This is a genomic window from Acidobacteriota bacterium (genome assembly GCA_012517875.1).
GTDB lineage: Bacteria > Acidobacteriota > JAAYUB01 > JAAYUB01 > JAAYUB01 > JAAYUB01.
The window spans coordinates 18,740-30,634 of record JAAYUB010000148.1; the positions used below are offsets into that span (position 1 = coordinate 18,740).

The following is an 11,895-nucleotide window of genomic DNA, read 5'->3' on the forward strand; positions in this document are numbered from 1 at the left end:
CCCTTGGAATCTCAGGCAGCAGACAGCGGTTCAGATGGAGATGAGTGACTCGAATTCGGGGATCTGTTCCTTCAGTTGACGTTCGATGCCGTACTTGAGAGTCATCCGGGCGCCGGCGCAATGGGCACAGTGCCCCGTGAGGCGGACCTTGGCCGAGCGGCCGATGATCGCCACCAGCTCGACTTCTCCTCCATCCCGTTGCAGGAACGGCCGCACCTGTTCGATGACGGCTCGAACCCGGGCATCGAAATCATCCATCCCGCATCTCCATGCATCCTGCGCAACAGCCCGCGGGGCTCGCGCGTGCAACACGAAAGTATTAGAATCAAATCCCTCCGGCGAGTCAATATAAAAGATTGTCGGGTGGGCCGGGCTGGATTATAGTTGAGCCTGAGTGAGGAGCGCGATGCGTCGTTCGTACTTCGTCCAAATCGCCGGGTTGCTGATCGGGGCCGTGGTGTTCTGTCTGGGTGACGTGGTCGTGTACCGCAACGGCTCCAGACTGGAGGTCCGGGACCTCAAGATCGGCGACCAGACCGTCTCGTACAGCATCAAGGGGATGACGGCTACCGTCCCGGTCCGGTACATCGATGTCGAGGCGACGCGACAGGCCAACGCCGAACAGGAGGCGGAGCGCGCCCTCAAAGCCCAGGCTGAGGCGGAGGCGGCCGCCCGGCGCCGGGATGCCGCGGCTGCGGCAACGCCGGACGCCGGCGGTGCCGTCCTCGGCGACATGGCCCGGCGCAGCCTCAGCGACGCAGACGTCCAGAAGCTGCTTGATAAATGGGTCAAGCGCCACGCAGACAAGAGCCGCGAGGAGATCACGTCGGCCGGTCCGGGCGGGCTGACATCCGCCCCTGTCGGCGCGTTCCGGTTGCCGTTTTTCATCGAATCCGGCGTGATGATGATCCATGCCCGGGTCAACGATCAGGACGGCGTCCCCTTCTGCTTCGACACGGGCGCGAGCTGGACCACCGTGACCCCCGAACTCGTCCGCCGCGCCGGCATCCCGGTGGACTTCGACACCTGGACCATGGCCCAGACGGGCAACGGCATGACGAGAGTGTACCTCGGCATGGTGGACCGGCTGGTGGTGGGCGACCTCGAAGTCCGCAACCTCCCCGTGACGGTGGCGGAGAACTGCACGGTCAACCTGCTCGGTCAGAACCTGCTGCAGAATTTCAAAGTGTCGTTCGACTACCAGGCCCGCGTGATCACCCTGGCCCGGTAATCCCCGTGCGCAGCGGACCCGCCGCGTCTCTCAAACTCTTCAGGTGCCCCCGTACCCCACCTTGACCGAATCGCCCTCGACGATGACCGGCACGATGCGCCGGTTGCCGTTGCGCTGCAGCATTGCGGCCATGTGCGCATCCGAGTCGAAGACGTTCCGGTAGATCACGTGGTAACCCTGCGCCGCGAAATCCCGCCGGGCGGCGTCGGTATACGGTCAGGTGTCCTTGCCGAAGATCACCACGCGGTGTGCGTCCATGTTGCAGCCTCCTGCCGTCGGGCTTTGGGTGCGCGCGGCCCGGCGCGCGGATCCAGGCATCCGCTCACGCCGGATCGGCAGTGGGGTCCGGCAGCCGATCCAGCGCGTTCCGGTAGGCGTCGTGAGTGGCGCGGTCGAAGAGCACGAAACGGACCCGTCGGGGCCGCCCGTTGGCGTGCAGACACTGGGCCACGGTCTGCAGGGCGATCGCGGCGGCGGCGGCGACCGGATAGCCGAACGCCCCCGTGCTGATGGAGGGGAACGCCACCGTGTCGAGTCCCTCGTCGGCCGCCAGTCGCAGGCAGGACCGGTAGCAGGCGGCGAGAAGCTCCGGTTCGCCCGCGCCGCCGCCCCGCCACACGGGACCGACGGTGTGGATCACCCGCCGGGCCGGCAGGCGCCCGCCGGTGGTGGCGACCGCCTGGCCTGTGGGCAGAGCGCCGATCCGGGCGATGATCCGACGACAATCGTCGAGAATCGCCGGGCCGCCGGCCCGGTGGATGGCGCCGTCGACTCCCCCGCCGCCCATCAGGCTGGAGTTGGCTGCATTCACGATGGCGTCGGCGGCCATCCGGGTGATGTCGCCCTGCGACAGCTCAAGCACGCAGTCTCGGATCCGCCGGCTGGCTGTTGCTGGCGTCATGGCTCGCCCTCCGGCACCTGCGCGCCCGTTTCGGTTGCCGCCGGCGGGTTCAGGATGGTTCCGATCAACCGGAGGAGCGCGACGGCGTCCACCGGCTTGTGCAGAAAGCCCCGGCAGCCGCGGCGGAGCATCTGGTAAACGGACGCGTCCTCACCGTAGCCGCTGAGCACGACCACCGGCACGTCCGCCCGGATCGACTGAATCTCCGCCAGAGCCGCATCGCCCGATTTGACCGGCATGTTGATGTCCAGGATGACACAGTCGATGTCGTCCGCATGGTCCTGAAACACGCGGACGGCCTGTTGCCCGTCGGCGGCCTCAAGGATGTCCGCCCCGGCGGTACGCAGCAGGCGATTGAGGAAGAGTCGGTTGAGACTCTCGTCATCGACCACGAGCAGGCGCCGCCCGGCCAGCGGCAGCGCCGCCTCCGGACCGGCGTCGGCTGCGCTCTCCGCCGCGGCGGGAGCCGGCGCGTCGGTAGCCGGCAGAAAGATCAGCACTCGGGTGCCCCGGCCGGGCTCGCTGTCCAGATAGATATATCCCTGATGGTTCTTGACGATACCATAGACCGTGGCCAGGCCCAGGCCGGAGCCCTGCCCCTGGGCCTTGGTGGTGAAGAACGGATCGAACACCCGGGGCAGGTTTGCCGGGTCGATGCCGGTGCCGGTGTCCGCGACCACCAGGCGGATGTATCGGCCCGTTTTGAGCACATGGGTGTCGCGCACCAGGTCGCCGTCCACATTGACGGATTGGGTCTCCACCCGGATGCGGCCGCCGTCGGGCATGGCATCGCGGGCGTTGAGGAACAGGTTCAGCAGGACCTGCTCCATCTGGGTGCGGTCGCCCCGCACCCAGAGCGGCCCGGCGTGGAACGCCCGTTCGAATTCGACGGTGTACGGGATGGTCCGGCGCGAGAACGTGATCACGGAATCGATCGCCTCGTGAAGATCGAACACCTGCACGACGTACTTGCCTTTGCGGGCGAAGCCGAGCAGCTTGCGGGTCAGCACGGTGGCCCGCGCGGCGGCCTCCTCGATCATGGCCAGGTCGCCCTGGAGCGGCGAGTCGGGCGGCACCTGCATCCGGACGAGAGACGTGTAGCCGGTGATACCCTGCAGAATGTTGTTGAAGTCGTGGGCGATGCCGCCGGCCAGAGTGCCGATGGATTCGAGTTTCTGGTAATGAACCACCTGCTCCTGCAGGCGCTTGGTTTCCGTCAGGTCCACCAGGTTGGCCAGAATCGCCGAACGACCGTTGAACGTGGTCACTGTGGCCCGGATCAACACCGACCGGACGGTGCCGTCGCCGCACACGAACCGCGTTTCGTACTCGTGGGGCAGGATGTCTCCCGCGTCGCGCAGCGCCATATTCCGCTGCAGGATGGGAATATCCTCGGGAAAGACGAACCGGATGACTTCGGTGCCGAGGATCTTGTCCGGCGGATGACACAGCAATTCGGTGATCACGGGATTGATGTACACAACACGCCAGTCCTGCAGGATGCAGATGCCCACCAGCGAACCGTCCACGAGATGGCGGTATTTCTCCTCGGATTCGGCCAGCTCGGCGGTCCGGGCCTGAACCATCCGCCGCAGCTTGTCACGCTCGGTCCGGTCCAAATGGATCTTGTATGCCGCGAAGGTGCCGATGACCGCGGACACGCCGAGCAGGATCAGCAGGAAGAACCAGACGGTACTCGTGAAGGGAGGGCTCACCTCGACGACCAGGGCGGGCGTTTCTCGAGAGACCACCCCCCGGGCGTTGACGGCACGGAGGTGGAAGATCATCTGACCCGGCGGCAGGAAGGGATACACCACGTGCCGGTCGTCGGTGGGCGGCTGCCAGACGGAGTCCACGCCCTCCAATTGATACTGGAAGGTGTTGCCCGCCTCGTTGAGGAAGCTCAGGCAGTCGAACCGGATCGTCAGCCGGTCATCATGATTCAGATGCAGGCCGGCGGCGGGGGGGGGCAACTCGGTCTGGTTGATGGTGACTCCGGTGATCCGGACGCGGGGCGGGGCCGAGAAGGCCGCCATCTGGGGTCGGTAAACCAGCAGGCTCCGGCTGGTGCCGAAATAGAACGCGTCGTCACTGTCGAGCAGGAAGCAGCGCTTGTTGGTGATCTCGGTGAACGGCAGTCCGTGGACGGCGTTGAAGTTTTCGAACCGGTCGCCGGCCAGCCGGGCGATGCCGCGGCTGGTGCCCACCCAGAGCTGTCCGTGCCGATCGTGCTGGAGCGCCCACACGTTGGCGTTGGCGTCCGGTAGAGCGACGCCCATCGGCGCGAAACGGCGGCCGTCCCAGTGGTAGATGCCCCGTCCGACGGTGCCGATGTAGATGTCGTCGTCGGCGCGCCGGGCGAAGCAGGTGACATTGACATCGCCGAGGATCGGTTGGGGCAGGTACCGCCACCGGTCATTATTGCGGCGGGCTTCGAATACGCCGTAGTCGGTGCCCACCCAACAGCGATCCGCGCCGAAGAGCAGCAGATCGAAGCAGGCGTGGCTCCGGAGGGCGGCCGGCGCCTCGACGGTCGCGAGTTCTGGCGGCCGACCGCAGTACAACCCCCGATCGGAGGCCATGAGCAGGCTGCCGTCGGGCAAAGGCTGCAGGCAGTACACGAACAAGTCTGTCGGTTCGGGCCGGTTGAGGGCCGCCTGAACCCGGCGACCCTGCAGCCGGTAGATGCCGTGATCCGTCCCCAGCCAGAGCGCATCGGATCCGACCGGAACGATCTCGGTGACGGTCCGGTCGGAGAGCAGGGTGTCCCGCTCCACCCCGTCGGCGCCGAGTGCCTGCAGACCGGCTTCGGTGCCCACGAGAACGCGCCCGCGCCAGCGGTGGACCGCCCAGATCAACTCGGACGCCAGACCGTCGGCGACGCCGTAGTGGCGGATGCTGCGGTCGGTAATCTTGTCCACGCCGCTGTCGGTGCAGAGCCAGACGATATCCTCGTAATCAACCATCACCCGGTACACCCAGCGGTTGGATAATCCGTCAGCCACGTCGAGCCGGCGAAAGGGCGCGCCGGGAAATCGGTAGTAGACGCCCGTCGACGCCGCCACCCAGATGGTGCCCTGGCGGTCGATGGCCGCGTCCAGGTAAATGGTGTCCGGCCGGGAGTCCGGACGAATGTCGGTGCACCGGCCGTCGGCGTTCAGCAGGGTCAGGCGGTCGGGCCGGCATAGCAGGAGCTCGCCGGTCGTCGCATGGTGGAAAATGCTTCGGACGGTGCTGCGACCCGGGCCGTTGACCTGGGGAAGCGGTGTCAGTTGTCCCGCGCGCAGCCGGCTCAAGCCCGCCTCGCCGCCAATGTACAGCGAATCGTGGGAGGCGACGGCCACACTGTGCAGGACGTCTCCGTGCGGGCGGTCGGCTTGCGACAGCAGGCGCTCCTGATCGCCGCGGAGTTCCACGAGGCCGCGGTTGGTGGCAAAATACAGCGTGCCGTCGGTCAGCTCGGCGATGTCCCGTACCGATGGCGTCTCCCGGAGCGTCCGGAAGGTGTAAGGCGTGAACCGCGATCCGGACAGAACGGCGGCGCCGGCCGACGTGCCCACCCAGAGCCGCCCCAGCCGGTCGCCGTGGATGGCGAAGACGGCGGGCGACGGCAGTCCGTCGGTGACGGAGAAGGTTGTGAACGACCGGCCGTTGTACCGGCTCAAACCGCCGAGGGTGCCGATCCAGATGTAGCCGTCCGGATCTTGGTGGATGGCCACGGGCTGGTCCTGAGCCAGCCCCTCCTGCACGGTGTAATGGTGGATGAAGAAGCGCGAGTCCTGGGGCGCGGCGGCGGCGCCCGTCAGGAGCAGAGCCCCCAGCGCCCATCGGAACCAGACACGCAGCGGGTGCGGCATCGCCACTCTCCTCGCGCGGTACGCGTCCGTCACACCTTCACGATTTCCGCCGCCTCGAAGGCGGCGGTCTCCAGCTGCTGGAACTGCCCGTCGGCCTCAGCCGCCCGGATATCTTCCAGACGCGAGCGGGTCTGCGGGTGCCGGCCCACCAGGTAGGCACAGCAGTCCCCGTAGGGCAGGATCGACAGCTCGTACGTCCCGTACTGTTGGGCCAGGTCCGTGATCTGGGCCTTGTTCAGGCCGATGAGCGGGGTCAGAATCGGCCGCCGCGCCTCGGTGTAGATCGCGTGCAGGTTTTCCAGAGTCTGAGAGGCGACCTGGCCCACCGAATCGCCGGTGACCAGAGCCTGGGCGTGCTCCCGGTCGGCGATCCGGTCGGCCAGGCGGATCATCATGCGCCGGTACAGAATCATCCGCAGGTCCTCCGGCGCGGTGATGATGATCGCCCGCTGGAGCGGTCCGAACGGCACGAGGTAGAGGCGGCTGGCCGGCTGCCAGGCCTGCAGCAAGCGGATGATGCGCCGGACCTTGTCTTGGACGCCGGCGGCGTTGACCGTCACATTGTGAAAGTGGACGTAGACAACGGGGCAACCCCGCTGGGCCATGAGCCGCGCCGCCACCGGGCTGTCGATGCCGCCCGACACGAGGGCGACGACCCGCCCCGAAACGCCCACCGGCAGTCCGCCGGGGCCACGGAGCTGTTGGAAGAAGACGAGAATGCTGTCCGGCAGCACATCCACGTGCACCGGCAGCTCCGGCGCGGTCAGGTCCACGGTCCAGCCGTGCGTCACCATCGTGTGGCCCAGCTCCCGGCTGATCGCCGGCGAGTCGAGGGGAAAGGCCTTCCAGGCCCGCCGGCAGCGGATGCCGAAGGTGCGCGGCGGCTGGGTTTCGGCCAGTCGGGCGATGAAGGCCTGCAAGGCGGCAAAATCAGCGGGGAGACGGTGCGCGAACGCGAAGGTTTCGACTCCGGGGACCCAGGCCAGCAGCCGGGCGACCGCGTCCGGGTCGTCGCCGGGCAGAAGCGGCACCAGGTATTTGCCCATGGTTTCCTGGATGTCCCGCGTCCCCAGCGCCTCAAAGGCGGCGGCCAGGTTCTGAAGCAGGCGGCGGCTGAACCGGATCCGGTTCTTCCCTTTGAGAAACAGCTCGGACGAATGGACCAGGACCACGTCATAGGGGCGGACGCTCGGCTGTGTAACGGACGGCGCGCGCATGGGCTCCTTGGACCGGGCCGAATTGCCGCAACGAGCGGATAGTTACATTGTATCAGGTTAACACACGGAGCGGGAGGGGCTTGCAAACCGGCTCGGCCTGGGCTAAGATGGCCGCCATTGGGAGCTGACACCATGGAGATGCGACGACACAAGGTTGTGGTCCTTGGCGCCGGCGGTTGGGGCACCGCGCTGGCGGTGGTGTTGCACGGCAACGGCCACAAGGTCAGGATCTGGGCGTATGAGCAGGAGGAAGTGGACAACATCCGCACCCACCGCGAGAACCGGCGGTTCCTCCCCGGCGTCACGGTGCCGGAAGGGATTGACGCCTCCACCGACATGGCCCGCCTGCTCACCGGTGTCACTCTCATCGTGAACGCCACGCCGGCCCAGTTCACCCGCGGCGTGCTGCACCGGCTCGCGGCCTGCAAGGTCACGCCCTGCCCGGTGGTCAACGTCGCCAAGGGGAGTGAGAACAAGACGCTCAAACGGATGTCCCAGGTGATGGTCGAGGAGCTGCCGGTCTTTTTCCACAGCCTGCTGGCCACGCTGTCGGGGCCGAGCCACGCCGAGGAAGTCGGACGGTCCATTCCCACTGCGGTGGTTGCGGCGGCCGCCAATCCGCGGATTCCCCCGCTGATCCAACAGGCGTTCATGTGCGAGACGCTCCGCGTGTACTCCAGCGACGACCTGGTGGGCGTGGAGCTGGCCGGTTCCATCAAGAACATCATCGCCGTGGCCGCCGGGATCTGCGACGGCCTCGGTTTCGGCGACAACGCCAAGGGGGCGTTGCTCACCCGCGGTCTGGCCGAGATCAGCCGCCTGGGCGTGGCCATGGGCGCCAAACCGGCCACCTTCGCCGGTCTGGCGGGCATGGGCGACCTGGTGACCACCTGCACCAGCCGGCACTCGCGGAACCGCTACGTCGGGGAGCAGATCGGCCGGGGGCGCAAACTGCCCGAGATCCTTGCGGAGATGGTGATGGTGGCCGAGGGCGTGGCGACCACCGAGTCGGCCCATGCCCTGAGCCAACAGTTCGGGGTGGAGATGCCCATCACCGCCGAAGTGTACGCCACCCTGTTCGAAGGGAAGGATCCCCGCGAGGCCGCCCGGAACCTGATGAGCCGCCCCGCCAAACCGGAGAACTGGTAGGTCGGTTTGCTCGAAGCCCGAGCAGCACTGGAAATTCTCATCGTCAAGAACCGGGTGTTCTTCTCCCGCCTGGCCCGGAAATATCTGCAGGAGCCGTCCGTGGCGGAGGATTGCCTCCAGGACGGTTACCGAAAGTTCCTCGAGTCGAACCGCACCTTTGCCGACGAACGGGAGGCGGAGAAATTTCTCTGCCGGGTGCTCATCAACCATTTCATCGATGAAATCCGCCGCCGCCGGACGCAGGTTCGGAGCACGTGCGCGTTTGACGCGGAGCGGCACGATCACGCCGCGCCGAGTGCCGGCCCCGAGATTCGGGTGATCGTCCGCCAGACAGCCGAGCTGCGGCAAAGCCTGGCTGGCCGCATCAGCCGCCGGCTGGATCGCCTGCCGCCGTTCCAGCGTGAGCTCGTGTACCTGATGCTGCTGCGGGAGCCGCCGTTGTCACTCCGGCAGGTGAGCCAGTTGAAAAAAATCCCCATCAGCACCCTCCACAGCCGGTTTCGGAATGCCCTCGATCGTCTCCGGGAACTGTGCCGGGAGCTGGGTGAGGAGTGGAAAAATTTGTGAAAAGTTCGGACACTCGACGGGCGGATCCGTTTATACAGGTGAGGGCCCCCAGGCGGGGCGCCGAGGAGCGTGAGCCATGATAGACTGCGATCCGGTCAAGATCACGCTGTTTCTCAACGGCGAGATGTCGCCCGAAGAGATGAACGCGATGCTGGACCACTTGGAAGCGTGTCCCGAGTGCCGCGCGGCGTTCGATGATCTGCTGAAGTTCAAGACACTGGCGCCGGAGATCCGTTCGGAGTTGACCGGCGGATTCTTCAAGTTCGCCGCGATGAGTCCGGCGCTGCGGCGCCGGGCCTGGCTCTTCGGCGCGGCGGCGGCCGCCGTTGTGGTGCTGGTGGCGGGCTTGTTTGTGCTTCGCCACCTAGCCTTGCGGCAACTGGGCAGCCCGCTGGGCGACCTGCTCGAGACGGGGGCCATCGCATACGTGCCGCCGGCAATGCGAGGCGGAGAGTCAGCGCCCGCCGACGCGCGCGCCGGTGTCATGGCCGCATATGCCAAGGGGGAGTACGAGCGATTTATTGCCGGCGCAGCCGAGTGGCTCAAGAGCCATCCCGACGACGAAGGGGTGATGCTCCATGCCGGCGTGGCGGCCTATCTCGAGGGACGCCACGCCATCGCCGCCATCTATCTGAGATGGGCCGTCGAGACAGGCGGGCCGCCCCGGCCCGAGGAGGAGTGGTACCTGGCCAACGCGCTGCTGCGCCAGCGGCAGTACGCCGAGGCCCGCCCGCTGCTGGAGCACCTGTCCCAGCTGGAGCACCCCTACGCCGCGCGGGCCCGGGCGATCCTCGCCGCGCTGGACAAGCAGGCGGTTGTCAAGGGGTGACCGCTCGTAAATGCAAATAGCTGATGGTGGTATAGGTTCACAAGTTCACAGGTTCGAAGGTTCGCCGGTCGGCGTCTCCCCCGTTCACCGATTCACCGGTTCCTCAGTGCTGCCGCTTCAGGATGAAGTCGGTGATCTGCACCAACGTTTTGCGGTGCGGGGACGACGGGAAGGTCAGCAACTCGGTGCGGGCCTGGTCGGCATAGGCGTGGGCGCAGGCCATGGTCCGCTCCAGACAACCGGCGCGGCGCAACTCGCGCAGCAGGGCATCGGGCTGGACGCTGGTGAACCCCTTCTCGGCCACGACGGTCTGCACCATGCGGCGCGCGGCTGCGCCGTCCGACTGGAGCAGGAAGATCACCGGCAGGGTCAGCTTCCCCTCGCGCAGGTCGCCCATGACCGGCTTGCCCAGCTTCTGTTCGTCGGCGGTGTAGTCGAGGACGTCGTCCACGACCTGGAAGGCCAGGCCCAGGTTGAGGCCGATCCGGGTGAGCCGATCGATGGTTGCGTCCTCGGCGCGGGCTGAGACAGCCGGCAGTGCGGTCGCCGCTGAGAACAGGTGCGCCGTCTTGCGGGCGGCAATGTCGAGGCTGGCTTCGGCGGTGAGGTCCAGCCGGCCCAGGACGTCGGCCTGGATCAGCTCCCCTTCCACCATCTTCCGGCTCACGTCCAGCAGCACGTCGAGGATCCGAAAATTCTGCTGGGCCACCCCCACTTGGAATGCGGTCATGTACAGCCAGTCGCCCAGCAGCACCGACATGTGGTTGCCGTAGGCGGCGTTGACCGACGGGGAACCCCGCCGGGTGTCGGCCTCGTCGATGATGTCGTCGTGGACCAGCGAGGCGGTGTGGATCAGCTCCACCAACGCGCCCAGCGGGTACAGGCGCTCAGGCTCACAGCCGATCATGCGACCGGCGAGGATCAGCAGCGCCGGCCGCAGCTTCTTGCCGCTCTGCCGGGCGACGTAGCGGCCGAGCTGATCCACGATCTCCACGGAGGAATTGAGGTAGCTGTCGAAACAGCTCTGGACCCGCTCGAGGTCGGGCTGGATTCGCTTCAGGATCAGGCTGGCATTCACGGGCACGTTCCTTTTCGTTGACGGAACGGCATTATAACCCAAGGGTCGGGGTTAGACAACGAAACGGTGAATCGGTGGATCGGTGGATCGGGAAACGGGAGACGGGAGACGAGACCCAAGCTCCGAAACGCGAGCCCCGAACCCCGAACCGCAAGCCCGAACGGCGAGCCCCTTAACGCTTGTGCCGATGTCCGAAGTCTCATGTCCAAAGTCCGCCTTACGGGAACGAGCCTCTAGCCTCGAGTCTCGAGCCTCGATCCTCACTTCGTTCCGAACACTTCGTGTGACAGGATCGAGTCGGCGTGGAACGGATGGTTCAGCCGGAGGACGGGCGTGCGCCCCTCGGCGAAAGTGCCCATGAGATCCTGGATCCCCGCGTCGATGGCCCGCTGAAAGACGCGGTCCACCGAGCGCACGCCGTCGTTGATGAGCCACTCGTCCACGATGGGGACCTTGACCAGCAGCGCGTAACTGCGGACCCATGCCTCGATCAGCGCGTCGAGGTGGGCCCGCCGGCCGAACTTGTGGCAGAAATAGGCGTAGTTGTCCAACACGGAGCGGTCGCACACCACCATGTCGGCGCAGGCGCCCGCCTCGAGCTCCGCCACGATGTGCCGATGGAGGATCCAAAGCTGGCCCTCCTCCGACGTGGCTTCATTGATGGGAAAGGGGCTGTGGCGGGCCATCTCCACGACCAGTTCCACCCGGTGGCCACGCTTCTGCAGCTCGGTGCAGAGCGAGAAGGCCAGCGCGGTCTTGCCGCAGCCGTGGGTGCCGATGATGGCGATTTTCATGAGGGGCCTCCGGGACTAAAGGTCATTCGGGGGATGGGTGAATGAGTGAATCGGTGAATAGGTAGATAGGATGAGAGAATGAACATACCGGTGAACCTGCGAACTTGCGAACCTGGGAACCTGAAAACGCTGAACCCTCAACTCTCATCTATGAGAAGAGCGCTCCCGTCAAGACAAAACACACCCTTCCCCTGGAGAGGGGCGCATTCTGTCTGGACGTGGTGATTGCTTCCGGAGTCACAGACTATATTGCTCCTGTCTACCAATCTGGA

The 11,895-nt window shown here is 66.3% G+C and carries 10 protein-coding genes; 4 read left to right on the plus strand and 6 right to left on the minus strand.

What is annotated here, in order from left to right; genetic code table 11:
* Positions 1–30 precede the first annotated feature (30 nt).
* Complete coding sequence (locus GX414_14955; GenBank protein ID NLI48400.1) at positions 31–258, minus strand: NifU family protein; 228 nt, start codon at positions 256–258, stop codon at positions 31–33.
* Positions 259–406: 148 nt separating this feature from the next.
* Here GX414_14955 and GX414_14960 point away from each other — a divergent pair, with 148 nt between their 5' ends.
* Positions 407–1,231: a hypothetical protein gene (locus GX414_14960; GenBank protein NLI48401.1), complete on the plus strand. Its 825-nt coding sequence runs from the start codon at positions 407–409 to the stop codon at positions 1,229–1,231.
* 322 nt (positions 1,232–1,553) lie between these two features.
* On the opposite strand, the gene GX414_14965 is transcribed toward GX414_14960, so the two are convergent.
* Genes GX414_14965 through thiI form a run of 3 tightly spaced genes read right to left on the minus strand, consistent with a single transcriptional unit; the run spans position 1,554 to position 7,206 of the window.
* Positions 1,554–2,132, minus strand: a complete 579-nt coding sequence (locus tag GX414_14965) for an O-acetyl-ADP-ribose deacetylase (protein ID NLI48402.1) — start codon at positions 2,130–2,132, stop codon at positions 1,554–1,556.
* On the minus strand, positions 2,129–5,989 hold the full coding sequence (locus tag GX414_14970) for a response regulator (GenBank protein NLI48403.1): 3,861 nt from the start codon (positions 5,987–5,989) through the stop codon (positions 2,129–2,131). Before GX414_14970 ends, GX414_14965 begins: the two co-directional genes overlap by 4 nt.
* Before the next feature lie 29 nt (positions 5,990–6,018).
* Complete coding sequence (gene thiI / locus GX414_14975; GenBank protein ID NLI48404.1) at positions 6,019–7,206, minus strand: tRNA 4-thiouridine(8) synthase ThiI; 1,188 nt, start codon at positions 7,204–7,206, stop codon at positions 6,019–6,021.
* 138 nt (positions 7,207–7,344) lie between these two features.
* Between thiI and GX414_14980 the strand changes: the two genes are divergently transcribed.
* The 3 genes from GX414_14980 to GX414_14990 all read left to right on the plus strand — a co-directional run bounded on the left by GX414_14980 (position 7,345) and on the right by GX414_14990 (position 9,751).
* Complete coding sequence (locus GX414_14980; protein NLI48405.1) at positions 7,345–8,355, plus strand: NAD(P)-dependent glycerol-3-phosphate dehydrogenase; 1,011 nt, start codon at positions 7,345–7,347, stop codon at positions 8,353–8,355.
* Positions 8,356–8,361: 6 nt separating this feature from the next.
* Positions 8,362–8,922, plus strand: coding sequence for an RNA polymerase sigma factor (locus GX414_14985; protein ID NLI48406.1), 561 nt, complete (start codon positions 8,362–8,364; stop codon positions 8,920–8,922).
* A 76-nt stretch (positions 8,923–8,998) separates the two neighbouring features.
* Positions 8,999–9,751, plus strand: coding sequence for a zf-HC2 domain-containing protein (locus GX414_14990; GenBank protein ID NLI48407.1), 753 nt, complete (start codon positions 8,999–9,001; stop codon positions 9,749–9,751).
* Between the two features lie 103 nt (positions 9,752–9,854).
* Here GX414_14990 and GX414_14995 read toward each other — a convergent pair whose 3' ends face one another.
* Together GX414_14995 and GX414_15000 are read right to left on the minus strand one after the other, a co-directional pair.
* Positions 9,855–10,829, minus strand: a complete 975-nt coding sequence (locus GX414_14995) for a polyprenyl synthetase family protein (protein ID NLI48408.1) — start codon at positions 10,827–10,829, stop codon at positions 9,855–9,857.
* Between the two features lie 260 nt (positions 10,830–11,089).
* Positions 11,090–11,623, minus strand: a complete 534-nt coding sequence (locus GX414_15000) for an ATP-binding protein (GenBank protein ID NLI48409.1) — start codon at positions 11,621–11,623, stop codon at positions 11,090–11,092.
* Positions 11,624–11,895 lie beyond the last annotated feature (272 nt).